19 protein-coding genes and 1 pseudogene are annotated in these 25139 nt (G+C 53.5%); 6 read left to right on the top strand and 14 right to left on the bottom strand.

Features of this window, described 5'->3' with window-relative positions:
- Both ABOC97_RS05505 and ABOC97_RS05500 read right to left on the bottom strand, forming a co-directional pair.
- Positions 1–197, bottom strand: a 197-nt coding sequence (locus tag ABOC97_RS05505; RefSeq protein WP_137464314.1) for an IS1 family transposase, incomplete at its 3' end; no start/stop codon positions are given.
- A 55-nt stretch (positions 198–252) separates the two neighbouring features.
- Positions 253–366: pseudogene (locus ABOC97_RS05500) on the bottom strand (quinone-dependent dihydroorotate dehydrogenase); the annotation flags it as partial.
- Positions 367–617: 251 nt separating this feature from the next.
- On the opposite strand from ABOC97_RS05500, the gene ssuE reads away from it, so the two are divergent.
- Positions 618–1193, top strand: a complete 576-nt coding sequence (ssuE, locus tag ABOC97_RS05495; protein ID WP_234501820.1) for an NADPH-dependent FMN reductase — start codon at positions 618–620, stop codon at positions 1191–1193.
- A gap of 128 nt (positions 1194–1321) precedes the next feature.
- Here the strand turns inward: ssuE and pepN are convergent, their stop codons facing one another.
- Positions 1322–3934 carry an aminopeptidase N gene (pepN, locus tag ABOC97_RS05490; protein ID WP_349594927.1) on the bottom strand — a complete coding sequence of 871 codons (2613 nt, stop codon included), beginning with the start codon at positions 3932–3934 and terminating at the stop codon, positions 1322–1324.
- 264 nt (positions 3935–4198) lie between these two features.
- Here pepN and pncB point away from each other — a divergent pair, with 264 nt between their 5' ends.
- From pncB to ABOC97_RS05470, 4 genes are all read left to right on the top strand, one after another.
- A complete protein-coding gene (pncB, locus tag ABOC97_RS05485) occupies positions 4199–5401 on the top strand; it encodes a nicotinate phosphoribosyltransferase (RefSeq protein ID WP_349594925.1) in 1203 nt (400 codons plus the stop codon).
- Positions 5402–5568: 167 nt separating this feature from the next.
- Positions 5569–6969 (top strand): asparagine--tRNA ligase, encoded by a 1401-nt coding sequence (asnS, locus tag ABOC97_RS05480; RefSeq protein ID WP_234501823.1) that lies wholly within the window; start codon positions 5569–5571, stop codon positions 6967–6969.
- A gap of 614 nt (positions 6970–7583) precedes the next feature.
- Entirely contained in the window at positions 7584–8768 is a 1185-nt protein-coding gene (locus ABOC97_RS05475; RefSeq protein WP_349594922.1) for a porin, read from the top strand.
- 184 nt (positions 8769–8952) lie between these two features.
- Positions 8953–10143 carry an amino acid aminotransferase gene (locus ABOC97_RS05470; protein WP_234501824.1) on the top strand — a complete coding sequence of 397 codons (1191 nt, stop codon included), beginning with the start codon at positions 8953–8955 and terminating at the stop codon, positions 10141–10143.
- Between the two features lie 79 nt (positions 10144–10222).
- On the opposite strand, the gene ABOC97_RS05465 is transcribed toward ABOC97_RS05470, so the two are convergent.
- From ABOC97_RS05465 to cmoM, 7 genes are all read right to left on the bottom strand, one after another.
- Positions 10223–10870 carry an MBL fold metallo-hydrolase gene (locus tag ABOC97_RS05465; RefSeq protein ID WP_349594918.1) on the bottom strand — a complete coding sequence of 216 codons (648 nt, stop codon included), beginning with the start codon at positions 10868–10870 and terminating at the stop codon, positions 10223–10225.
- A gap of 65 nt (positions 10871–10935) precedes the next feature.
- Positions 10936–11487: a YcbK family protein gene (locus ABOC97_RS05460; RefSeq protein WP_234501826.1), complete on the bottom strand. Its 552-nt coding sequence runs from the start codon at positions 11485–11487 to the stop codon at positions 10936–10938.
- Positions 11488–11671: 184 nt separating this feature from the next.
- Entirely contained in the window at positions 11672–13456 is a 1785-nt protein-coding gene (gene ldtD, locus ABOC97_RS05455; RefSeq protein ID WP_349594915.1) for a L,D-transpeptidase, read from the bottom strand.
- A 290-nt stretch (positions 13457–13746) separates the two neighbouring features.
- On the bottom strand, positions 13747–18195 hold the full coding sequence (gene mukB / locus ABOC97_RS05450; RefSeq protein WP_349594913.1) for a chromosome partition protein MukB: 4449 nt from the start codon (positions 18193–18195) through the stop codon (positions 13747–13749).
- Positions 18195–18899, bottom strand: coding sequence for a chromosome partition protein MukE (gene mukE / locus ABOC97_RS05445; protein ID WP_234501829.1), 705 nt, complete (start codon positions 18897–18899; stop codon positions 18195–18197). The genes mukB and mukE overlap by 1 nt, the downstream gene beginning before the upstream one ends.
- Positions 18880–20202: a chromosome partition protein MukF gene (mukF, locus tag ABOC97_RS05440; protein WP_234501830.1), complete on the bottom strand. Its 1323-nt coding sequence runs from the start codon at positions 20200–20202 to the stop codon at positions 18880–18882. Before mukF ends, mukE begins: the two co-directional genes overlap by 20 nt.
- A complete protein-coding gene (gene cmoM / locus ABOC97_RS05435) occupies positions 20195–20989 on the bottom strand; it encodes a tRNA uridine 5-oxyacetic acid(34) methyltransferase CmoM (RefSeq protein WP_234501831.1) in 795 nt (264 codons plus the stop codon). Before cmoM ends, mukF begins: the two co-directional genes overlap by 8 nt.
- 128 nt (positions 20990–21117) lie before the next feature.
- On the opposite strand from cmoM, the gene elyC reads away from it, so the two are divergent.
- Positions 21118–21897 (top strand): envelope biogenesis factor ElyC, encoded by a 780-nt coding sequence (elyC, locus tag ABOC97_RS05430; RefSeq protein ID WP_349594908.1) that lies wholly within the window; start codon positions 21118–21120, stop codon positions 21895–21897.
- On the opposite strand, the gene ABOC97_RS05425 is transcribed toward elyC, so the two are convergent.
- The 4 genes from ABOC97_RS05425 to ABOC97_RS05410 all read right to left on the bottom strand — a co-directional run bounded on the left by ABOC97_RS05425 (position 21874) and on the right by ABOC97_RS05410 (position 25118).
- Positions 21874–22767, bottom strand: a complete 894-nt coding sequence (locus ABOC97_RS05425; protein WP_349594905.1) for a YcbJ family phosphotransferase — start codon at positions 22765–22767, stop codon at positions 21874–21876. The two genes, elyC and ABOC97_RS05425, sit on opposite strands and share 24 nt — an antisense overlap.
- 141 nt (positions 22768–22908) lie before the next feature.
- Entirely contained in the window at positions 22909–23655 is a 747-nt protein-coding gene (gene kdsB, locus ABOC97_RS05420) for a 3-deoxy-manno-octulosonate cytidylyltransferase (RefSeq protein WP_349594902.1), read from the bottom strand.
- A complete protein-coding gene (gene ycaR / locus ABOC97_RS05415; RefSeq protein ID WP_234501835.1) occupies positions 23652–23834 on the bottom strand; it encodes a protein YcaR in 183 nt (60 codons plus the stop codon). The genes kdsB and ycaR overlap by 4 nt, the downstream gene beginning before the upstream one ends.
- A 51-nt stretch (positions 23835–23885) precedes the next feature.
- A complete protein-coding gene (locus ABOC97_RS05410) occupies positions 23886–25118 on the bottom strand; it encodes a winged helix-turn-helix domain-containing protein (protein WP_349594899.1) in 1233 nt (410 codons plus the stop codon).
- Positions 25119–25139 lie beyond the last annotated feature (21 nt).

Here is a 25139-nt window from a genome sequence, read left to right as displayed (position 1 = left end):
CATCCAACGCCATTCATGGCCATATCAATGATTTTCTGGTGCGTACCGGGTTGAGAAGCGGTGTAAGTGAACTGCAGTTGCCATGTTTTACGGCAATGAGAGCAGAGATAGCGCTGATGTCCGGCAGTGCTTTTGCCGTTACGCACCACGCCTTCAGTAGTGGAGCAGGAAGGACATCTGATGGAAATGGAAGCCACGCAAGCACCTTAAAATCACCATCATACACTAAATCAGTAAGTTGGCAGCATTACCCACTAAAGCTTCCAGTGGTGTTCCGGTAATACGGCGTAATTGTTGAAATGTTAATTCATGAGCGCGCTCTGGATTGAGCTGAAAAAGTGCTTTACGAACGAAGGGATAGTACATGAACTCTCCTGGATTCCCGGTGTGCAAACCGGGGGCGTATTATGTGCGATCTTGCTACGAAAGGGAATTGACCTATGGCAAAAAAAGCGCAATCGTTTTCCTTCATATGGCCTACGTAGCGCTACACCATATGCATTTTCTGGTAAACCTACGCCAGAAAAAGTATTTCGCCTCCCCTTCTACCTCTGACACACTAGCGAAAATGTTATCAACTTTAGATTAATGTTTAGTTTTAGTTATAAGGAGAGGTTATGCGCGTCATTACTTTAGCAGGCAGCCCCCGCTTTCCTTCTCGCTCTAGCGCCCTGCTGGAGTACGCTCGCGAGAAGCTTTCAGCGGCGGATGTCGAAGTGTTTCACTGGCATCTACAAAACTTTGCCCCAGAGGATCTGTTTTACGCTCGCTTTGACAGCCCGGCGCTACAAACCTTAACCGAACAGCTAGCGCATGCCGACGGACTCATTATTGCGACTCCGGTCTATAAAGCCTCATTCGCCGGAGCGTTAAAAGCGCTGCTCGATCTACTGCCAGAACGTGCACTGGAAGGAAAAATCGTGCTACCGCTGGCGACCGGTGGAACAATCGCACATATGCTGGCGGTGGATTACGCCCTCAAACCGGTGCTGAACGCGCTGAAAGCACAAGAGATCCTGCAAGGTGTGTTTGCCGATGATAGTCAAGTTACCGACTATCAGCATAAACCGCAGTTTAGTCAGAATCTGCACAATCGCCTCGATAGCGCTCTGGAGACATTCTGGCAAGCCTTGCATCGCCGGGATATACAGGTTCCCAGGCTAGGTGCGGCGCGACAGGCCGAGCATGTTTGATAAAAAAAACGCCGCATGGAAAAACCAGCGGCGTTTTTTTATGCCCTTTGGCGCTAAGCCCAGCCCGGTAATACGGCTGCGAGATAACCCGGAGTCGGCATAAACACCTCGTCCGGGTAACACATGCGTTACGCTAACGCCTTCGCAATCTTCTCGTACAGATCGCCGGACAGATTTTCCAGCCCTTTCAGCAGTTCCAGCGCCGCACGCATCAGCGCCTGGCGTTTTGCATCGTAACGTTTGAGGCGGATCAGCGGCTCAATCAAGCGTGAAGCCACCTGCGGGTTACGGCTGTTCAGCTCGGTAAGCATCTCCACCAGGAACTGATAACCGCTGCCGTCTTCCGCATGGAACGCCGCCGGGTTGCTGCCAGCAAACGCACCAATTAACGAGCGGATACGGTTCGGGTTGTTCATGCTAAATGAACGGTGATTCAGCAGCTTACGTACCGTTTCCAGCACATCATCTGCCGGGCTAGTCGCCTGCAGAATCAGCCACTTATCCATCACCAGACCATCCTGATGCCACTTATCATCATACTCTTGCATCAACGCATCGCGGCATGGCAATTCTGCAGCCACGGCGGCTGACAGCGCCGCCAGCACGTCGGTCATGTTATCGGCATCGTGGTACTGCTGGCTAACCAGTTTATCTGCCAGCTGTGCATCGCCAAACGCCAGATAACGCAAGCAGGTATTACGTAATGAACGTTTACCAATATCTGCATGTTCGACGCGATAGCTGTCGAGTTTGTTGGCGTTATAGATAGCCAGGCATTCATCGGCCAATTCGGTTGCCAGCGTACGGGTTAGCGCCTCGCGTACCGCCGCAATGGCGATAGGATCGATAATCTCGAACAGCTCGGCAATTTCACTGGCTGATGGCAGGGTCAGAATTTCCGCAGCCAGCGCAGGATCGATCTTCTCATCCAGCAGAATCGCGCGGAATGCGTCAGCGACGTGAACCGGCAGCGACAACGGCTGGCCCTGCTGATGACGCGCTACGTTCAGCTTGATATAGGTAGCAAGCAGACTTTGCGCAGCGTCCCAACGGGAAAAATCGTTGCGCGCATGACGCATCAGGAACGTCAGTTGCTGATCGCTCCATTTATATTCCAGTTTCACCGGCGCGGAGAATTCACGCAGCAGTGACGGTACCGGCTGGAAGTAGACGTTATCAAAGACAAACGTCTGCTCGGCCTGGGTCACGTTCAGCACGTGGTGCACCGGATGACCGTCTTTTTGCAGCGGGATGACCTTGCCTTCGTTATCGTACAGTTCGATATCGAACGGAATATGCAGCGGGAATTTCTCCTCCTGCTCCGCCGTCGCCGGCGTGCGCTGGCGAATAGTCAGCGTGTACTGCTCGGTTTCCGGATTGTAGTCGTCGTGAACGCTGACAATCGGCGTACCGGCCTGGCTATACCAGCGGCGGAAATGAGAAAGGTCGACGTTCGACGCATCTTCCATCGCCTGCACGAAATCATCACAGGTCGCTGCACTACCATCGTGACGTTCGAAATAGAGCTGCATCCCTTTCTGGAAGTTCGTTTCGCCCAGCAGCGTGTGCAACATGCGAATGACTTCGGCCCCTTTTTCATACACCGTCAGGGTGTAGAAGTTATTCATTTCAATAACTTTATCAGGGCGGATTGGGTGCGCCATTGGGCTGGCGTCTTCGGCGAACTGCAGGCCGCGCATGGTACGCACGTTGCTGATACGATTGACGGCACGCGAGCCGAGGTCCGAGCTAAACTCTTGATCGCGGAATACCGTTAGTCCTTCTTTCAGGCTCAGCTGGAACCAGTCGCGGCAGGTCACGCGGTTGCCGGTCCAGTTGTGGAAGTATTCATGGCCAATCACGCGTTCGATATCGAGGTAATCTTTATCGGTCGCGGTATCAGTACGCGCCAGCACGTATTTGGAGTTAAAGACGTTCAGCCCTTTATTCTCCATCGCGCCCATATTAAAGAAGTCGACGGCAACAATCATATAGATGTCGAGATCGTATTCGAGCCCAAAGCGCTCTTCGTCCCACTTCATCGAGTTTTGCAGCGAGGTCATCGCCCACGGTGCGCGGTCAAGGTTGCCGCGATCCACAAACAGTTCCAGCGCAACGTCACGCCCGGAGCGAGTTTTGTAGGTATCGCGCAGCACATCGAAGTCACCGGCCACCAGCGCAAACAGGTAGCATGGTTTTGGGAATGGATCCTGCCACTGTACCCAGTGGCGGCCGTTTTCCAGCTCGCCTTCGGCAATACGGTTGCCGTTGGAAAGCAGGAAAGGATATTTGCTTTTATCGGCGGTGATTTTGGTGGTAAAGCGGGCCAGCACGTCAGGACGGTCAAGGTACCAGGTAATATGGCGGAACCCTTCCGCTTCACACTGGGTACACAGAGCTTCACCGGACTGATACAAACCTTCTAATGCGGTGTTTGCCGAAGGGCTAATTTCGTTGACGATCTTCAGCGTGAAACGTTCTGGCAGACCGGAGATAACCAGCTGGCTTTCTTCTTCTTTATAGTCGGTCCACGGCTCGCCGTTAACATGAACGGAGACCAGCGTTAAATCTTCACCATCCAGACGGAGCGGCACATCAGACGCTGCGTGGCGGGAAACCTGGCTTTCCGCTGTCACGACGGTTTTTGCGGCATCCAGGTCAAAGGCCAGGTCAATATCACTAATCAGGTAGTCCGGCGCACGGTAGTCGTGGCGGTACTTGGCTTGGGGCTGTTGTGTCATAAAAAACCTTTAGCATCTTATGTAAATGTCATCTCCAGTCTATTCCTGTTGTGTTAATCACGCTACGCAGAATCTTCATCTTTTCCAGTCAAATAGGGAAAAATGATACATTTACGCAACATGACGCACAAAACGCATAGGTGCCTGTTCGTGCCTTATGATGTGATCGGGGTTCAATAAATCGATAAACAAGGTATACTCCAGCGATTCTCCCCTGTTGTTTATTGTACTAAACGCTCCTGTGAGAGGATGCTACTGCGCACCATGACACAATTCGCTTCCCCTGTTCTGCACTCGCTGCTGGATACAGATGCCTACAAACTGCATATGCAGCAGGCCGTTTTCCACCACTACTATGATGTCAACGTAGCGGCTGAATTCCGCTGCCGTGGAGACGATCTTCTAGGCATTTATGCTGACGCAATTCGCGAACAAGTCGACGCCATGCGTTCTCTTACGCTGCAAGATGACGAGTATCACTGGCTGTCCGGACTTCCTTTCTTTAAACAAGATTACCTGAACTGGCTGCGCGATTTCCGCTACGACCCGCAGCAAGTCACCGTCACCAACGACAATGGCAAACTCAATATTCGTCTTGAGGGCCCATGGCGTGAAGTCATCATGTGGGAAGTCCCACTGCTGGCCGTCATTAGCGAACTGGTTCATCGCTACCGTACGCCAGAGAACGGCGTTCCGGAAGCACTGGCGATGCTGGAACGTAAGCTGGTCGACTTTAATCAGATGACCGCCGACATCGACATGTCCGCCTTTAAGCTGATGGATTTCGGTACCCGCCGCCGCTTCTCGCGCGATGTCCAGGAGGCAATTGTTGGTCGTTTGCAGCAGGAATCGTGGTTTACCGGTACCAGCAACTACGATTTGGCGCGCCGTCTGACGCTGACGCCGATGGGTACTCAGGCACATGAATGGTTCCAGGCGCATCAGCAAATTAGCCCGGATCTGGCCACCAGCCAGCGTGCGGCACTGGCGGCCTGGCTTACCGAATACCCGGATCAGCTCGGTATCGCTCTGACCGACTGCATTACCATGGATGCGTTCCTGCGCGATTTTGGCCCGGAATTCGCAACCCGTTATCAAGGTCTGCGACACGATTCGGGCGACCCGTTTGAATGGGGCGAGAAAGCCATTCGTCACTATCAGAAGCTGGGTATCGACCCACTCACGAAAGTGCTGGTGTTCTCCGATAACCTCGATCTGGCTAAAGCCGTCGAACTGTATCGCCATTTCTCGGCGCGCGTGAACCTGAGCTTCGGTATCGGCACCCGCCTGACCTGCGATATTCCGCAGGTCAAACCGCTGAATATCGTCATTAAGCTAGTAGAGTGCAACGGTAAACCGGTGGCAAAACTCTCCGACAGCCCGGGAAAAACTATCTGCCACGATAAAGCGTTTGTGCGCGCTTTACGCAAAGCCTTCTCTCTCCCGCAGGTCAAAAAGGCCAGTTAATCATCAAAGGGAGCCGCCAGGCTCCCTTCTTCTTTATTTATTTCTCAAAACACCCTCTCCCCATGCGAATTCTGCTTGTCTGATGGAAGATGACAGGTAACATAGATATCCCCCCGCAGTGATGGGGAAAACGATTTTTTTATTGGACTACGAATAGAGAGACTATTATGAGCGTTGTGCCTGTAGCCGACGTACTCCAGGGCCGCGTAGCCGTTGACAGCGAAGTCACCGTGCGCGGCTGGGTACGTACCCGCCGAGATTCAAAAGCTGGCTTTTCCTTCCTGGCCGTCTATGACGGTTCCTGCTTTGATCCTGTACAGGCCGTTATTAATAATTCTCTGCCCAATTACAATCAGGAAGTGCTGCGTCTGACCACCGGCTGCTCCGTTATTGTCACCGGTAAGATTGTCGCCTCTAAGGGCGAGGGTCAGAGTTTTGAAATTCAGGCCACCAGCGTCGAAGTCACCGGCTGGGTTGAAGATCCTGATACCTATCCAATGGCGGCAAAGCGCCACAGTATCGAGTATCTGCGTGAAGTCGCGCATATGCGTCCGCGTACCAACCTGATTGGTGCAGTCGCTCGCGTTCGTCATACGCTGGCGCAGGCTCTGCATCGTTTCTTCGATGAGCAAGGTTTCTTCTGGGTTTCGACTCCGCTGATTACCGCTTCCGATACCGAAGGCGCAGGCGAAATGTTCCGTGTCTCTACACTGGATATGGAAAACCTGCCGCGTAACGATCAGGGCAAAGTCGACTACGACAAAGATTTCTTTGGTAAAGAAGCGTTCCTGACCGTTTCTGGTCAGTTGAACGGCGAAACCTATGCCTGTGCGCTGTCAAAAATCTACACCTTCGGCCCGACCTTCCGCGCTGAAAACTCCAACACCAGCCGCCACCTGGCTGAGTTCTGGATGCTGGAGCCGGAAGTCGCGTTTGCCGATCTGGCAGACAACGCCGCACTGGCAGAAGCGATGCTGAAATATGTCTTCAAAGCGGTGCTTACCGAACGTGCAGACGATATGAAGTTCTTCGCCGAGCGCGTTGATAAAGACGCTATCGACCGTCTGGAACGCTTCGTTACCGCCGATTTCGCCCAGGTAGACTACACCGACGCGGTCACTATTCTGGAAAACTGCGGTAAGAAATTCGAGAACCCGGTTTACTGGGGCGTGGATCTCTCTTCCGAACATGAACGCTACCTGGCTGAAGAACACTTCAAAGCGCCGGTTGTGGTGAAAAACTATCCGAAAGAGATTAAAGCCTTCTATATGCGTCTTAACGACGACGGTAAAACCGTTGCCGCCATGGACGTTCTGGCACCGGGTATTGGTGAAATCATCGGTGGTTCTCAGCGTGAAGAGCGTCTGGACGTTCTGGACGCACGTATGGCTGAAATGGGTCTGAATAAAGAAGACTACTGGTGGTACCGCGATCTGCGTCGTTACGGCACCGTTCCACATTCCGGTTTTGGTCTGGGCTTCGAACGTCTGATTGCCTATGTCACCGGGGTACAGAACGTTCGTGACGTAATTGCGTTCCCAAGAACGCCGCGTAACGCGACCTTCTAATTTATCTCTGTCTGAAAGGCCAGCCATCGTGCTGGCCTTTTTTTAGCCATAAGCCGATCATGTAAAGAAATCTTTATTAAGTTTAACAAACTTAAACTTCAAGACCTCTCCCTTCTCTCTTTGTTACAGCCCATTTCTTGTCATTAATCCGTACAAAAAACAGCCTAAATATTATTGCACTTAAGATTTCACTAACGCCTTAGCATATTTTTTATCCAAAAACACAGCTATCTGGATGGCTAAAAATTGTCATAGGGAAATTATTACTCATCCGCTCTGTGCGATAAGAAAAAGCGTTATGCGAATAAAAGATAAGAAATTCATATTGATAGATAAGGGGCCGTTCATTTTTTCCGCGTACGTCTCAGAATTTTGAGTTAGTTCACAAAGTTCCTCAAAATTCATAAATTCTTACACATTATTTCTTTTGCTTACTCATTCTCGATGTTTGTAGCATTTTCAGGCTAGCGAAAGAGTGTTTTGAATGGAAAGATGCCTCTCAGACACATAAAGACACCAAACTCTCATCAATAGTTCCGTAAATTTTTATTGACGGAAGTAATTGTCGAAAGTCGAGAGTGTCTATAAAAAAAACCTAATGAGGGTAATAAATAATGATGAAGCGTAATATCCTGGCAGTGGTTATCCCTGCTCTGCTGGTAGCTGGCGCAGCGAATGCTGCAGAAATCTACAACAAAAATGCCAACAAACTGGACTTCTATGGTAAAGCAGTTGGTGAGCACATTTGGACTACCAACGGCGACACCAGCAACGAAGATACCACTTATGCGCGTATCGGCTTTAAAGGCGAAACCCAGATCAACGACCAGCTGGTAGGTTACGGTCAGTGGGAATACAACATGGACGCCTCCAACGCTGAAGGCTCCCAGGGTACCAAAACCCGTCTGGCATTCGCTGGTCTGAAATTTGGTGATGCCGGTTCTATCGACTACGGTCGTAACTACGGTGCCATCTACGACGTAGCAGCTTACACCGATATGCTGGTTGAATGGGGCGGCGATTCTTGGGCTGCTACCGACAACTTCATGAACGGTCGTTCTTCTGGTCTGCTGACCTACCGTAACAGCGATTTCTTCGGCCTGGTTGATGGTCTGAGCTTCGCGCTGCAGTATCAGGGTAAAAACGATCGTACCAACCCGATTGTTGCTACTTACAACTCTGATGGCACCGTTAAAAACGTAGGCTACGGCGGCAACGGCGCGAAAGCGAACGGCGACGGCTTCAGCACCTCCGCACAATATGATTTCGGTAACGGCATAGCGCTGGCGGCAGGTTATGAAGTTGCAGACCGTACCAATGCACAGGTTAACCCAGGCAGCACCGTCGACATTCGCGACAACAGCGTTCACACTTGGGCAAGCGCTGGCGGCAGCAAAGCTGAAGCATGGTCTACTGCAGCTAAATACGATGCTAACAACATCTATGCAGCAGTTATGTATGCTCAGACTCTGAACATGACTCGTGAAAATGACAACAACTTCGCGAACAAAACTCAGAACATCGAAGCTGTGGTTCAGTACCAGTTCGACTTCGGCCTGCGTCCGTCTATCGGCTACGTTCAGTCCAAAGGTAAAGACCTGATCGCTCGTGGCGACTTCAAAGGTGGCGACGCGGATCTGATGAAATACATCGAAGTCGGTACCTGGTACTACTTCAACAAGAACATGAACGTCTACGCGGCGTACAAGTTCAACCTGCTGAGCGACAACGCCTATACAGCTGAGTCCGGTCTGCTGACCGACGACCAGGCTGCAGTGGGTATCGTTTACCAGTTCTAATCAGCAGACCCTCGCTGCTATATGCCTAAAAAGCAGGACTTCGGTCCTGCTTTTTTACGTTCCTAAGATGAAGATCGTAACTTTTGAAAAGCATCGCGCTTTTTGTCGCTAACGGTTGGCATTTTGTAAATCTACCGTTAACCTGATAGCGGATTTCCCCCGAACTTATAAATGGAACCTCGTCATGTTTGAGAACATCACAGCCGCCCCTGCCGACCCGATTCTGGGCCTGGCCGATCTGTTTCGCGCCGACGAACGCCCGGGAAAAATCAATCTCGGGATTGGTGTTTATAAAGACGAAACCGGTAAGACGCCGGTTCTGACTAGCGTAAAGAAAGCAGAGCAGTATCTGCTGGAAAACGAAAACACCAAAAACTATCTCGGTATTGATGGTATTCCTGAATTCGGTCGTTGCACTCAGGAGCTGCTGTTTGGTAAAGGTAGCGCGATTGTCAGCGATAAACGTGCCCGCACTGCGCAGACTCCTGGTGGTACTGGCGCACTGCGCGTAGCGGCGGATTTCCTCGCGAAAAACACTGACGTGAAACGTATTTGGGTCAGCAACCCAAGCTGGCCGAACCACAAAAGCGTGTTTGGTGCCGCTGGTCTGGAAGTGCGTGAATATAACTACTACAGCGCTGAGAAACACGCGCTGGACTTCGACGCGCTGCTGGCCAGCCTGAACGATGCGCAGGCCGGCGACGTGGTGCTGTTCCACGGCTGCTGCCATAACCCAACCGGGATTGATCCTACGCTTGAGCAGTGGCAACAGCTGGCTGCACTGTCGATTGAAAAAGGTTGGTTGCCGCTGTTCGACTTCGCCTACCAGGGCTTTGCCCGCGGTCTGGAAGAAGACGCTGAAGGTCTGCGCGCGTTTGCTGCGCTGCACAAAGAACTGATTGTCGCGAGCTCCTACTCGAAAAACTTCGGTCTCTATAACGAACGCGTAGGTGCATGTACTCTGGTTACTGCCGATTCTGACACGGCCGACCGCGCGTTTAGCCAGATGAAAGCCGTCATCCGTGCCAACTATTCTAACCCACCGGCACACGGTGCATCCGTGGTGGCAACCATCCTCAGCAATGACGCTCTGCGCGCCATCTGGGAACAGGAGCTCACCGATATGCGCCAGCGTATTCAGCGCATGCGTCTGCTGTTTGTGAACACACTGCAAGAGAAAGGTGCAGGCCGCGACTTTAGCTTTATCACCAAACAGAACGGCATGTTCTCCTTTAGCGGCTTGACCAAAGAACAGGTTCTGCGTCTGCGTGAAGAGTTTGGGGTTTACGCTGTGGCATCCGGCCGAATTAACGTCGCCGGTATGACGCCAGACAATATGGCTCCGCTATGTGAAGCCATCGTCGCCGTCTTGTAATAATCACCCGGCTGGGTTTAACCTCGCTGGGGTTTATCGCAGTGACAAAAAAGGCCGCATTCGCGGCCTTTTTATTATTTTACCAGACGGGTAGTTCATCCTGCAGGAATGGGTTGTGCAAACGCTCGTGACCCAGCGTCGACATTGGCCCGTGCCCGGCAATAAACTTCACATCGTCGCCCAACGGCAGCAGCTTGCGCTTGATAGCATCAATCAACTGCGCGTGGTCGCCGCGTGGGAAATCACTGCGCCCTACACCACCTTTAAACAACACGTCGCCTGAGATAAGTAAACGCGCCGCGTCGTCGAAAAAGACCACGTGACCCGGCGTATGTCCAGGACAGTGCAGCACCTGTAGCTTAACGTTACCGACGCTCACCGTATCGCCCTCATTTAGCCAACGGTCAGGCGTCAAAGGCTGACAGTCCTCAAGGCCAAACATCCGGCTTTGCGCAGGCAGCCCCTGCAACCAGAACTCATCTTCTTTTTCCGGCCCAATCACCGGCACATCGTAATGCTGCGCCAGCTCCGCCGCCGCACCCACATGGTCAAGATGACCATGGGTCAGCAAAATTTGCTGCAACGTCACGCCAGCGTCTGCAACCTGTTGTTTAATCTTTTCAGCATCACCACCTGGATCGACCAGCGCCGCCAGTTTGGTTTGCTCACACCAGATCAACGAACAGTTTTGCGCGAATGCAGTGACCGGAATAATGCGATAATTCATGTTGCTCCTGTTTATACTCATCGCCGCTCAGCGTCTTCAATGACGCTAAACGGTCGGGCGTAGAGTTACCAGTTCCGTAACGGCCCGGTATCAATATGCACAAAGTTGCTACGTGGGTAATATCCTACACCACCTGCGCGCAGAGATAACGCTGCTTTGCGTACATTGCTTAATGAAATGCCTTCAATATGGAAATCCATTGCCTGCCCTTTTGTGTGGTAGCTATGTTTAGCTACTCCACGACTACGCGCTCGCAGTTCATCATTGGTATCAACAGAGCGATATCCAGAAATCAATTGCACGGGTTTATTGGTTCCTAATAATCCCTGAAGGCGATAGAGCTGATCGAACAATGAAGGATCCATACTCTTTATTTTATTCGCGCGATAGTCACGGAAAAAATGGTTAAGCTTTGCTAATTCATCCTGAATATAGCCTCGGCCGTCAAAAAACTCGGCTTTTATCAACTCACCTGTATGCAGGTTATTCAGCGTTAAAATACGCGGACGTGGGGTCGAGAGGGTAGCAAATGCAGGTGTGGGTAAGATGGCCGCTGCGCCCAGCGCAACACCACCTAACGCCAGCAGTTTGCGGCGATTAGCGTCAATTTTATCCATGATAATCAGGTCTACAGTCAGTAAGTGTGGTCGAAAAATATGCACTTCTGGCGCACGTTAAGCACCTTACCGGGCATCAAAGCCAGCGTCAAGGCGGCCTGCAGCGCAGATCAGCCAGCCCTTGACGTTCAGGGCTGACTTCTTTGCTTTTCATTCGACAACTACATTACCTGAACTACTTCATTTATCTGATCAATTGTTCCGCTTTTGGCAAAATCTGTGCACCGGATCGCGCGGTGATATCGTAATTGTAAATATCTGTTCGATATTGTGTCTGACCATCAGCCCCAACAAAGGCGGTCAAATAATAGAGATTAACCGGAATATTTTGCCGGATATTCACATAGCGGGTATTACCTTCCTTCAGCGCATCAGAAATTCGCGCGTCATTCCAGCCCGCATCCTGCAGCAACATATTCGCCAAATCGGAGGCTTTATTAACCCGGACACATCCGGAGCTTAATGCCCTCGCATCTTTCTGGAACAGGTTATGGTTCGGCGTATCATGCAGATAAATAGCGTCCGAACTTGGCATATTAAATTTATAACGCCCTAACGAGTTACGTTCCCCCGGTGCCTGCTGGAAGCGGAAGGGTAAATTCGATGCGGTGATGGTTGACCAGTCCACACGCCATGGATCGATAGTCTCTTTGCTATTCCAGCCACGCAGAACGGTGTAGTTGTGCCGCTCCAGATAGCCAGGATCATCGCGCAGCTTCGGTAGAATATCATTACGCGCCAGCGTCGGTGGTACATTCCACGGTGGATTCACCACCACGTTATTCAACGCACTGCTCATCATCGGCGTTTTACGATCCGGACGACCGACAATAACGCGCGAAGCCAACGCTTCACTTCCGTTCAAATAATACACTAACGAGTAGGCTGGAATATTCACCATAATACCGGTGGAAACTTTCCCCGGTAATAAACGCAGGCGCTGAATATTAAGTGCCAGTACCCCGGCTCGCTGGGCGGAAGAGATATTAAGCCAGTCACGCGTTGATGCGCCGATGACCCCATCTGCGCCTAAGCCCTGTGCCGCCTGGAAGCGTTTAACCGCGGCCACCAGCGTCTGATCGTAGCCCGCAGGGCCGCTCTTAGCGGTTTTTTTCGTCTTACCAATATTATCGCCAGGTAGCGCAATATCCGGCCCGGAATCCAGTACGCCGTTGCGCTGCAATATCTCGCGCAGCGCCGGAACGTCGCTACTCCACTGACCTGGGCGTAAAGAGACCGTAGAGGTCAATTTCGGCCATGGACGCGAGTCACCCGTCAGTGCCAACAGCGCCTGATGCATCACGCCATACTGTGGATGCTGTGGCGCCAGAGCGGCAATAAACTGCGGCAACGTACCGTTATCGAGGGCCAGCTGCCACTGATTGATAACCGACAGCGGCGGCGTCGCTAACGTGTAAGGCTTATCGCTATATAACCAGCGATTCCCCTGCACCGGAATACCGCTAATAAAATGGAGATAGCCCATCAGCGCGTCGGATAACACCACGTCACGAGTCATACCGCTGACGTTAGGATCGGTGAGCAGTTCTACCCAACGGGTAAACTGTGGCTGGAAACCGGCGATAGCCACTTCGGCTAACTGTTGTTGGAAGGCACGAACCGCATCACGGTTTTCCCACATCGGCTTCATTGCCCGAGCGGCATACAGCGTCACCAGTGGATTAAGATAGACGGGTTGGTATCCAGCCGGCAGAAGAGACAGGATTTCGGCACGACCCGCCGCCGCCGCCCCTGCGGCCAGAGGCTGACTTCCTGCCAGACTCGCCATCGCCGCCGATTGCGATTCCGGGTGCTGAAGCACTGCCGAAGGCTCTGCTGGCAGCGCGGTACTATCAGATGGAACCAGCTCGGGTTCATCCGCAAAAGCAGTAAACAGCGGAGCAAACGTCATTGTCAGACACAAAGTCACGGCAGACAATCGACGACCATTTTTTTTATTAAGCGACATCCCTTGCCCCCTGTTAAAGATACGAAGACCCATAAAGTGGGCTTACCTTCAGTATATAAAGACAAAAACATTTTTGCCCGGTGAAATGTAAAGAAGTCTAAAGATAATAACGCGATATCGCCGCTATGCGAAAAGCAAAAAGGGCGACATTTCTGTCGCCCTATATTCTGAATTCGGACACGATAGCGGCTGCCCCGCCCGCCAAGCCCATAGCAGGCCGGGTAAGGCCCGATAATTTTATCTAAATGACCTGACACACTGCGTGTTTATCAGGCCTTTCAGGTGCCGTGCTACGAAGCGTCCGCGGTGCCCGGCAGCGTTTCAGGAAGCTGGGCGGCAAAACCTCGCAGCCCAACCACGTGAACGTGCTCGTGGTTATTGACCACTTTACGCACCAGCTTATAGGTGGTCCCTTTCTCCGGACTGATGTTTTCCGGGGCCGCGATAATCAGCTGCATTTCCAGACGTTCACACAGCTCGAACAGCGTAGCAATGGAGCGGGCATCAAGACGAGCCGCTTCATCAAGGAACAGCAGACGGCATGGCGACAGATCTTTGCCGCGCAGACGACGCGCTTCATCTTCCCAGCTCTGAACAACCATCACCAGAATCGACATACCGGTACCGATAGCCTCACCGGTAGACAGCGCACCGGACTCTGCACGCAGCCAGCCGTCGGAGCCACGGTTAACCTCAACTTCCATTTCCAGATAGCTACGGTAGTCGAGCAGCTCTTCACCAATGGTCTGTGGCGTACGCTGGCCCATATCAATCTGCGGGTTAAGCCGCTGATAGAGCTTCGCCAGCGCTTCCGAGAAGGTCAGGCGGTTGCTGTTAAACAGATCCTGATGTTGTTCATGTTGCTCAGAAAGCACATCGAGCAGCATTGCGTGAGTTTCGCGCACGTTGACGTTCAGACGCACACTATTCACCTGGCCGAACGACACGTTCTGCAGCCCCTGGTTCAACTGGCGAATACGGTTTTGTTCGCGCTGAATAGTTTTGCGAATAATATTCGCTACGCTTCGGGAGCTAATCGCCAGCTTCTGTTCACGGTTAGTCAGCTCTTCGGTCAGACGGCTCAGTTCAATCTCCATCTGTTCAATGGCTTCAACTGGGTCATCGGTGCGGATAATATCCTGACGGATACGCTCGCGAAGGTGCTGATAGACGGCAACGAAGAACTGGATTTTACGCTCCGGACGCTTCGGATCTTCCGACATACGCAGCACATCGCGCAGGTGTTCGTTGTCCGCCACCGCCAGACGCAGCGCACCGAGCGCTTTATCCGACATTGAGCGCAGATCGTCGGCTGAGAGATAGGCCAGTTCGCGACGATGCAGACGACGTTCAACGTTGTTGTCTTTCACCAGGCGCATCACCGCACACCATCCGGCCTTCGCGCTCACTACCTGTTCACGCATTTCCAGATAATCGCGTTCCAGTTTGCGCAGCTTACGGGTCAGGTTATCCATCTCCGCTTCACAGAAGGTCAGCGCTTTTTCCAGCTGGTTGCGACGCGCACGGTTGTTGCTCAGCTGCGCATGCAGTTCGTCACGGCGCGTACGCGCACGTTCTTCCGCCCCGGCATCGGCGCGCACGCCTATATCCTTGAGTTCTTTATGCAGATCGTTGAGCAGCTCTTTCTTCGTGTCGTAGGAACTTTTCAGCGACGCCAACACCTGGCTGTACTGGCTCACCTGCGCAGCGTGGGTACGCATCGCCTCACGGGCGCGGCTACGTTCGGTTTCTGCCTGCGCCAGACGCTGACGCAGTTTTTCGTTCAGATCGCTATTGCCGGAAAGCATATCGGCCGAGTCGGAATAGCCAAAGTGGGCGCGACGCTGCACCACTTCCGTCAGCGCAAAGGCCTGCTGACGCGCTTCTCGCTGTACCTGCTGCGACCAGGCGTAATCTTCTTTTAACTGCTCAAATTGCTGCGGATCGCTTTGCAATACAGAAGCAATCGGCTCCAGCTTCGCCAGATGATTACCGTGCTGCTGGATAAAGCGCGCGGCTTCCTGAGCCTCATCCAGACGTTCCTGAATCTCATCGACGCGGTCGGCCAGCGTTTCATCGGCTAACAGGCTCAGACGCGGTAGCAAACGGTTCAGCAGAGCCACGCCCTCTTTCGCCTGTTCAAACTGCGCCTGTTGCTGTTGGTTATCGCTTTCGTGGCTGCTGAGCGCACGCTCAAGCTCGTTGCGACGGGTATTCAGTTTACGGATTTCGGCTTCTGGATCGTCGTCAAAGGCCACCGACAGATGGCTGCCGATGAAGCGGCTGAACGCCTGGTGCAGACGTTGGGTTTTCTGGACATCAAACGACAGCGTCGCGAAACGTTCGGACAGCACTTCACGCTCAGCGTGCAGGCTTTCAATGCGGTTTTCACGCGCGGCGCGACCAAACAGCGGCAGCGACGGGAAGCGAGAGTAACGCCACTGGCGGTCGGCAATTTTAACGACAACCGCTTTTTCCAGTTCATCGACGGCAAACACGCTGTCATCAAACGACTGCGGATCCCCTTCAATCAGATAGAGATCTTCCGGGCAATCTTCCAGGCCTTCCAGATACTCGGCGATCTGTGACAGATCCGGCACCACGATGGCGTGACGCGATGGGCCATACAGCGCGGAGAAGTACGGTGCATCTTCAAGGCTAACGTCGTCATAGATTTCCGACAGCAGCACGCCGCCAAAACGTTCCGCCAGCGCGTTGAGACGCGGGTCTTCCGAGCCACCAGGCTGACTTAAGCGTTCAATTTCATCATCGACCGCACGTTTACGCGTACCCACTTCGTCGCGTTCAACGATGGCTTCACGCTCACGCTCCAGCAGTTGCTGAACATATTCGGTGACGTCCTGGCTTGATTCAAATTGTTCGCCGCTTTGCTCGCACAGCTGATTCAGGCTATTTTGCGCCGCCAGCCATACCGGTGCACGATGCATCAGCGCGGAAATCCGCGATTGCAGCTGCTCCTGCTCCTGACGCAGCGTCATACGCTGTTCACGCGCATCGCTAACGCAGTCACTCAGGGCCGCAATACGCGCTTCCAGTTCATGATGCAGCGTTTCGAGTTCGTCGATATCGTACTGTTTGCCCTGGCGTTTACAGAAATCAGCCAGCAGACGTTCAGCATCCTGCTGTTCACGCAGACGCTGTTCCAGTTCGTTCAGACGGCTGCGCAGCGGCTGCGCCTGTTCTGCCAGATGACGCTGGTTGACGCCGTCGCGCAGTAATTCACGCGCGATTTCCCAGGCTTCATCACGCGCCAGCGGGCCGTTAATCGCCTCGACGATTTTAAACGCCTGCTCAAACTGGCTGTGCGCGGTCTGCGAAACGCTCATTTTCTGCTCTAAAGTCAGCAGTTTTTCGGTCGCTTCCTGTTCTTTCGCCTGGAACGTTTCCAGCCATTCATCCGCACTTTCCGGGGTTAAATCCGGCAGGTGGCACAGCTCTTTCGCCCGCTGCAACGCCTGTAGCGCCTGGGTGTACTGAATCGCACGCGTCTGCTGCACGTCCAGCGCCTGCTGGTAGTCCGCCAGTTGGCTTTTCAGTTCATCCACTTCCAGCTCGGCGGCTTCCGCACGGGCTTCGTTGTCTTCCTGCTGCTCGGTAGCTTCCGCCACCACTTCATTTTGTTCTTCCAGACGAATTTGTAGCTCGTCCAGATCCGCTTCATAGCGTTCAATTTTTTCCTGCTGACGCAGGGCGGTTTGCACCAGATTAAGGTGATCGCTGGCAGCCTGATGATCGGCTTCGAGATCCCCTTCCGCACCGTTGTGCTCCTGCAGCTCACGCGCCATATCCACGTGCTTGTACTGCTCCGCCGCGAGCTGTGAACGGGAGGTAAACAGTTCGCGACGATATTCTAGCGCTTTATCCAGATGCACCCGACGCTCGTTGGCATGGCGCATATAGTCGGCGGCAACGTAGTCGGTGGCTTCAGAAATAAGGTGTTTGAACAGGTCGCGATCGGACTGGGTCACGCGGATCGCCTCCAGCGTCATGCGGTTTTCACGCAGCGCCGCTTCCATATCCTGGAATGCTTTGCGCACGCCGCTGTTTTCCGGCAACAGATAGTCGCGCAGGGAGCGGGTAATAGCGCTGGAGATACCGCCGTACAGTGAGGCTTCAATCAGACGATAGAACTTGCTACGGTCAGATGCCGAACGCAAACGACGCGCCACGATGCCCAGATCGAACATCAGCGAGTGGTAGTCAGTAATCGAGTTGAACTGTTTGAACTGGACGCCTTCGATGGTATCGAGTTTGTCTTTGAGTTCCTGCAACGTCAGTACGCGCGCCTGGCGATCGTTTAACGTTTCGGTCAACAGTTGAGTCGGCTGGAAGGACGTCGGCAGACCCTGAATCGCGAATGGTTTGATATCCACTTTACGATCGCGACCGGCAACCTGTTGCAGACGCACGCCGACGACCACGCGCTGGTTACGTGAGTTCATCACGTCCAGCACTGAATAACAGACGCCAGCTTTCAGCTTACCGTGCAGACCTTTATCGCGTGAACCGCTGGTCGCCCCGGCTTCGGTGGTGTTACGGAAGTGCAGCAAGGTTAAGTCAGGGATCAGCGCCGTGACGAATGCCGCCATGGTGGTTGATTTACCCGCACCGTTGCCGCCGGACAGCGTTGTGACCAGTTCATCAAGGTCAAAAGTACGGGCAAAGAACCCGTTCCAGTTAATCAGCGTTAGCGAACGAAATTTACCGCGATCGATCATTACTCTTCCTCCCCGCTATCCTGCTGATTGTCGTCGTTCTCGTCATTGAGCTGCAGATGGTTTTCGATAGGCATCGCTTCACCATCGCGGATCATGCGCAGCTGCGCTTCACGCGCGTCGTCACCGGAGCGCACATCGGCGCCAAAGCGGAAGACGGATTCGGTGATACGGAACTTGCTGCTGTCATGACCCATAAACCACACCATTCCCAGACGGCGCAGGCGGTTGAGTGAAGAACGCACTTTCTCTTGCAGTTTCTGACGATCGAGGTCGGAACCGGTGGAGCGGTTGTTCACCAGCTTCAGCAGTTTGCTCTCTTCGGCCAGCGCCAGCAGTTCGTCATACAGCTCCTGCTGGGTGAAGATACCTTCGTTAGCCAGGCGCTCAGGGCTGAGATAGAGGTAGCAGAGGATCTTGCCGACCATCATATCCAGCTCGGAGAGTACCGAACGCGGAATCAGCGTGGTGGAACGCGGGCGCAGGTAGAAAAAACCTTCCGGCGCGCGAATCAGTTCCACGTTATAGCGGGCGTAAAATTCTTCCAGATACTCCTGGAAATCCATTAAAAATGCGTGATTGTCCAGTTCGTCAAGGCCAATATGACGACCGGCACGCAGCGCGCTGTCCAGCGCAGGAAAAAGAGGGTTGGCCAGAGCCTGTGCCAGTTTAACCGGCATCACTTGTTCAATATTTGTCGATGACATGCGCCTGTACCTTGGCTCCGTAATCATTAATCGACTGCCATTTTGCCGGCAGTCCGGTGAAATCTGCGTGTGCTATACCCAAACGTACCGCCTGGTCGACCACAATTCGCGCAACGTCAAAGTGACGCGCACGTGGGTACTGCACCAGGTACTCTTTGACCACCAGACCGAGATCCAGCGGCAGCTGTTTGGTTTTATAAATCGCCAGTTGCTGTTCAATCAGCGCGGCGAGCTGTTCGCGAATTTCGTTAAATTCTTCGTACTCTAAATCCGGCGGAAGTTCCCCGGTGACTTCTTCGTCACGCAGCGTCATCTCTTCATCACGCATATCCAGCAGGCGGTCGGCATTGGCATAGGTGAGCGCCCAAGGGGCATCGAAATAATTCTGCACCGACTGGCGTAGACGCTGGGCAAAGACGCGGTTTTTATCCATATCAATCGCGGTACGGATAAATTTATGCACGTGGCGGTCATAGCCAATCCACAGGTCAATTGCCTGCTGGCCCCAGCTCACAATGCGGTCGAGCTTGCTTTGCAGATCGAACACCAGCCGGTCAACAAACTGCAAATCGTTATGGCTGAGCGTGGCATCCTGAATACGCAGCAGGTTAGCCTGTAGCTTATCGCCTGCGGCGTCCAGCGTATCCTGAAGTTCTCGCAGGGTGCCGGAGGTTTCTGACAGCAGCAGTTCGCAACTGGAGATCGCCGCGCGCCAGTCTTTGTTCAGCAGTTGGGCGATATCATCTTTAACCGACTGCTGTTGCTCATCCATGATGCGCTGCGTCAGGTCGATACTGTCGAAGATTTCCGCCACCGAGTATTTGAGCGGCGCGTAAACGTTGCGGTGCCAGTGGAACTCATCGCCCCCTTCATCCGCGGAATCCGCCGCCCTTTTCAACTCACCGGCAACAATGGACAGCTGCATTGACAGGCGCAGCGTCGAAAATTCGCGTTGACGAATATAGTAGTCGGTAATGCCAATACCCAACGGCGTCAGACGATAGATGGCGTTTCCTTCCGTGATTTCGCTGGTAAAGCGGTTCAGCAGACGTTGGCGAACCAGGTCGTTAATCGCGTTGTTGGCGCGAGTGCCGATGGTTTCACTGGTTTGCTCAAACGCATCACTGACGTAACGAAACGCATCCACCAGCTCGCCTTCCGTCATTTCACCTTCCAGTCGTTCGCCGTTCAGCGTTGCAACGGCCAGCAGAAATGAGAGCCTATCGACGGGTAGCGAGATGGCAAAATCATTTTTCCTGGCCCAGGCAACCAGTTCGGGGACTGTCTGGGAAAATTCACTCATCGTTTATCCTTGTTTCTGTCTGCGGCTTCAGTGCGGTGACATGAATATAGCGCCCCAGGCTAATGTACGGTTCCTGACGGCAATAGCGCGTTTCAAGCTCGAGCAGAATATCAAAACAGTTCTTCTGCATCTGCTTATCGCGCAAATAGTCATGAAACACTCGCACGCCGGTTTTCCCGTTAATGTGCCAGCCAATCTCTTCCAGCCAGCTATAGACCTGCTGCGGATCGCGCGGATAATTCGGCGACAGCGTCCGCCTTTTCTTTTTCGGCATGCCGGCAACCACGTAATCGAAGTTGCCCACCACCATGTTATGCATCAACAGGCCGTTTGCATTGTAGAACATTAATGATAAAGCGCCGCCCGGACGGAGTACCGACCACAGCGTTTTTAACACGTCCTGCGGATCGGCCACCCACTCCAGTACAGCGTGAAACAATATCAGATCAACAGGGCTTTCCAAATGCTCGTCCACGTCCTGGGCCGCGCAATGTATGAAATGCATGTTGTCGCTCACACCTTTCTCGCAGGCGGCCTTTTGTGCACGGGCGATCATCTCTGCGGAAAGATCGCACAGCGTCACATGATGTCCGCGCTCCGCCATTTTGAGAGCCGTCTGGCCTTCACCGCCGCCAGCATCGAGAATGCGCAGCGGTTTCGTGCCCATCGTCGCCAGCAGTACGTCCAGATCCTGCCACAGAATAGCCTGACGCAACTTCCCTTTGGTGGTGCCATAGATATTGCGCGAAAACTTTTCCGCCATGTCATCAAAATTGCGATCCTGCACCGGGCATCCTTACTGACTTCGCCAGCCACAAAAGGTCTATTTTGTCACACCCACGGCGAGAATGAAGCTACCTGGTGTAATATCGCTGCATTCAGACGATCGGATGCTTAAAAAAGGTACTCTACAGAATGCTTTTTATGCTGAAAAAGTATATCGGCGGAATGATGCTGCCGCTGCCGCTGCTTCTTTTACTGGTGGGTTTAGGAATCGTCCTGGTTTGGTTCACTCGCTTTCAAAAACTAGGGAAAACCGCCATCACTGCGGGTTGGCTAGCGCTGTTGCTCTTGAGCCTGCAACCGGTTGCCGATGGGCTACTGAAACCGATTGAAGATAAATATCCCACCTGGCGCGGCGAAGAGCCGGCGCAGTACGTGGTGGTGTTAGGCGGCGGTTATACCTGGAATCCGGACTGGGCGCCGAGTTCAAATCTTATCAACAACAGTTTGCCGCGTCTGGCGGAAGGGATTCGCCTGTGGCAAGCCAATCCGGGCGCAAAAATGATCTTCACCGGCGCACGCGCTCTCACTAATCCTGTCAGCACGGCAGAAGCCGGCGCCCGCGTGGCAGAAAGTCTTGGCGTACCGCGCAGTGAGATCATCGTATTGGATAGTCCAAAAGATACGGAAGAAGAGGCCAGCGCCGTTAAAGCAGCCATCGGTGATGCGCCTTTCCTGCTGGTAACTTCTGCGTCCCATCTGCCTCGGGCGATGATTTTCTTCCAGCACGTTGGGCTGCACCCGCTTCCCGCTCCGGCTAACCAACTGGCCATTGTTTCACCGCTAAACCCGTGGGAGCGCATGATCCCTTCCCCGGTCTGGCTGATGCACAGCGACCGGGTCGGGTATGAGACGCTTGGCCGCCTCTGGCAATGGCTAAAAGGCGATTCAGGAGAGCCAGGGGATCAGTGATTTTGAAGCCAGATCGAAGTGAGTGCGGTTAAATTTACCGGTATTCACTAACTTCTCAACTTCATCCCACAGCAGGTAGAGCCAGCGCCGCCAGAGGAACGCTTCTGCGACCGGGGCGCGCTGGATATAATGCCACAGCAGTTGTTCCGCCTGCGGGCTCTCATGCAGGCGGAACAGCTCGTATTCTCTCGGTGCCCACAAAATCGGTCCCGGCCCTACCGCCGCCAGCAGTTGGTCACTACGAGCATCTTTCAACATGCTGCGTAGCGTTAAATGGCCGTGGATCAGTACGCAATTATCGCTGAAGCCCTCAAATAGCGCATCCAGACATTCGCGAGTGCGAAACAGCAGCCGTTTGTCCTGCATCGTCAGACCCGTGCTGTGATAAAGGCCGAGCGTGTCCCATAACACTTCAATCCGCTGGCGATACCATTGCGGCCAGTTATTTTCCTGAGTGCCATCAACAAAACCGACGCTGCCCGAACTGTCTATCCGGTGCCATGACAGCATCGCTTCAACGATTTGATCTTTCAGCGCATCCCAACGCTGCGGGCTGCGGGTCGGCGCTTCTACCGGGACACCGCGCAGGCGTTCCAGTAACAGGACGTCTGGGCCAGGATGTTCTTCATGCGTCATCACCCCGTACACCACCGGCATACGGACTGTGCCGCTGCGCGCCAGCATCGATATTTTCCACGCCAGCTGACGAGCCAGCCCCGGTGACGAAAAACTCCGCGCCAATAATGGCATCGGGTTTCCGTTCGCATCGTACAGCGACCACAGCGCGGTATCCGTCTGCTCGTTAATACACTCTACACGGCTGAGTGATTCCCCTAAAAGATGGCTGAGTTCTACGCGTAGCTGTTCCATGTCGGATTACCCCTATAAAAGCCATTGCTTTCATAATGAGCATATGAGATGTAAATTTCACCAGGCAAGATCAAAATTGCAACAGAAAATCAGGAAACGGTGGAGCAGGAAATGCCCCCTTATCGCAAGGGGGCGATAGGATTACTTCATTTCAGCGCGAACGCGAGCCAGATCTTCCGGCGTATCGACGCCCGTACCCGGGACTTCTTTGGCTACGGCAACGTGAATTTTTTCACCGTACCAGAGCACGCGCAGCTGTTCCAGCATCTCAATATGCTCAAGCGGGCTTGGTGCCCAGTTGACGTAGCGGCGGATAAACCCGGCGCGATAGCCGTAGATTCCGATGTGACGTAAGAATGTGTCACCGATCTGTTCGCGACTTTTCGCAAAACGGTCGCGATCCCATGGGATCGCCGCGCGAGAGAAATAGAGCGCGTAGCCGTCTTTGTCCATCACCACTTTCACCGCATTCGGATTAAAAACTTCTTCGGCATCGTGGATAGGCACCGCCAGCGTCGCCATGCCGGACTGACTGGCTGCCAGATTGTCTGCCACCTGGCGGATAATCACCGCCGGGATCATCGGTTCATCGCCCTGAACGTTAACAATGACGGTATCATCGCTGAAGCCGCACTTCTCAACCACTTCCGCCAGACGTTCAGTACCCGATTGGTGGTCGGCACGAGTCATGCAAACTTCACCACCGGCGGCTTCAACGGCCGCTGCCACTTCCGGGTGATCGGTTGCCACGATAATACGTTCGGCACCGGATTCGCGCGCGCGCTCCAGCACGTGCACAATCATCGGTTTGCCGTTGATATCCTGCAGCGGTTTACCCGGCAGGCGCGTAGAGGCAAAACGCGCGGGAATAATAACGACAAAACTCATGGTCTGTTCTCTTCTGCAGCAAGCGCGCGGGCTTCGGTTTCCAGCAATACGGGGATACCGTCACGCAGGGGAAACGCCAGATTATCAAGTTTGCAAATCAGTTCTTGCTTGTCCTGGCTGTAGTAAAGTTTACCGTTGCAAACCGGGCAGGCAATAATTTCAAGTAGACGGTGATCCATGGTTCCTCCTGATGGGCCGTATCGAAAATCAGTGCAGCATATCATAGAGCGCTAGCGGTCGGCGTCAATCTCCCATCCGCTGCGTTGTTCGCTAAAGAGTTTTTCCGCCACCGAGCCCAATTTGACGCGCGTGGCTCCCTGCCAGCAGGCAAAGTCATCGATCGCCTGTTTCAGCCCACGTTCAAGATGCTGGCTTATTCGTACGCCTTCTTGCAGATACAGCGCGAAAATTTCCAGTACGCCATCACTACGGTGCATTTTGCTGTCCATCCGGCCAACGATTTCTCCCCGATGCAGCAGCGGCAGCACGAAATAGCCATACTGCCGCTTAGGTGCAGGCGTATAGCATTCGAGGCGGTAGCTGAAATCAAACAGCTGTTCCGCCCGTTTACGATCCCAGACAACCGGATCGAATGGCGACAATACCGCGCTATGAGTGGCATTCAGTTTGCCCTCAGCCGCCCGCTCAAGTTCCGCAAGCAAGCTGTTGTGGACCCACATTTCACCTAGCGCGTCGACATTGACGGCCACCACCCGCTGCTCAGCCTGCCACTGCGCCATGAGCGCGGTGAGATCGGGTTTACGCAGGCGATAGTAATCTGCCAGCCATTGAGGGCGAAAAATACCCAGGCTACGGGCGCTATTCTCCAGCATTACCGCTTCGGCCTCGGGCTGTGCCAGCGCGTCCGTTGCGTCATCCCAGTGAGGCATGGCGCGCTCGGTGAGATCGTAGACGCGCTGAAAGTTACGCCTCTCAACCACCATTACTTCCCCGGCAGTAAATAGCCCTTCAAGATGGCGCTTATGCGGCTTCCATTCCCACCACCCGCTTTCACCTTTACGCGGATGGGAGAAATCGGCAGAGCGCACCGGGCCGTTATCGGCAATATGCGATTTAAGCGCGGCAATCTCCTGCGCGTGTTCATCCATCCAGCTCTGATGGTACTTCCAGCCCATTTTATGCGGCGCCAGCATTCGATGGCGCACCAGAGGGAAATCGCTACGCGGCAGGAAACAGGCTTCATGCGCCCAGTACTCCATCAGATCGCCCCGGGCAAGCGCCTCATCCAGCCACGCCGCTGAATATGCACCCAGGCGGCTAAATAACACCAGATAAGGGCTGCGAGCTACTACGTTAATAGTATCAATCTGCAGCAGAGACATTTGTTGGATGGTACGAAGAATATCTGCCGCTTTCGGCTGACGACGAGGACGAGTGAGAAGTCCCTGTGCCGCAAGGTGAAGATGGCGCGCGGCACGGAGGGTAAGATGCTGTTCGGCCATACCGGTTCCCCCGGATATCGC

Source organism: Kluyvera huaxiensis, from assembly GCF_040149365.1.
Classification (GTDB): Bacteria; Pseudomonadota; Gammaproteobacteria; order Enterobacterales; family Enterobacteriaceae; genus Kluyvera; species Kluyvera intermedia_A.
The sequence above is the reverse complement of the archived record's forward strand: the minus strand, read 5'-3'. Positions and strand labels throughout refer to the sequence as shown.

Coding starts and splice junctions, on each gene's coding strand:
- ABOC97_RS05470 (WP_234501824.1), top strand. CDS start 8,953: ATGTTTGAGAACATCACAGCCGCCCCTGCCGACCCGATTCTGGGCCTG.
- mukE (WP_234501829.1), bottom strand. CDS start 18,899: ATGTCATCGACAAATATTGAACAAGTGATGCCGGTTAAACTGGCACAG.
- ldtD (WP_349594915.1), bottom strand. CDS start 13,456: ATGTCGCTTAATAAAAAAAATGGTCGTCGATTGTCTGCCGTGACTTTG.
- pncB (WP_349594925.1), top strand. CDS start 4,199: ATGACACAATTCGCTTCCCCTGTTCTGCACTCGCTGCTGGATACAGAT.
- mukB (WP_349594913.1), bottom strand. CDS start 18,195: ATGATCGATCGCGGTAAATTTCGTTCGCTAACGCTGATTAACTGGAAC.
- elyC (WP_349594908.1), top strand. CDS start 21,118: ATGCTTTTTATGCTGAAAAAGTATATCGGCGGAATGATGCTGCCGCTG.
- ssuE (WP_234501820.1), top strand. CDS start 618: ATGCGCGTCATTACTTTAGCAGGCAGCCCCCGCTTTCCTTCTCGCTCT.
- mukF (WP_234501830.1), bottom strand. CDS start 20,202: ATGAGTGAATTTTCCCAGACAGTCCCCGAACTGGTTGCCTGGGCCAGG.
- ABOC97_RS05465 (WP_349594918.1), bottom strand. CDS start 10,870: ATGAATTATCGCATTATTCCGGTCACTGCATTCGCGCAAAACTGTTCG.
- ABOC97_RS05425 (WP_349594905.1), bottom strand. CDS start 22,767: ATGGAACAGCTACGCGTAGAACTCAGCCATCTTTTAGGGGAATCACTC.
- ABOC97_RS05460 (WP_234501826.1), bottom strand. CDS start 11,487: ATGGATAAAATTGACGCTAATCGCCGCAAACTGCTGGCGTTAGGTGGT.
- ycaR (WP_234501835.1), bottom strand. CDS start 23,834: ATGGATCACCGTCTACTTGAAATTATTGCCTGCCCGGTTTGCAACGGT.
- pepN (WP_349594927.1), bottom strand. CDS start 3,934: ATGACACAACAGCCCCAAGCCAAGTACCGCCACGACTACCGTGCGCCG.
- kdsB (WP_349594902.1), bottom strand. CDS start 23,655: ATGAGTTTTGTCGTTATTATTCCCGCGCGTTTTGCCTCTACGCGCCTG.
- ABOC97_RS05475 (WP_349594922.1), top strand. CDS start 7,584: ATGATGAAGCGTAATATCCTGGCAGTGGTTATCCCTGCTCTGCTGGTA.
- asnS (WP_234501823.1), top strand. CDS start 5,569: ATGAGCGTTGTGCCTGTAGCCGACGTACTCCAGGGCCGCGTAGCCGTT.
- ABOC97_RS05410 (WP_349594899.1), bottom strand. CDS start 25,118: ATGGCCGAACAGCATCTTACCCTCCGTGCCGCGCGCCATCTTCACCTT.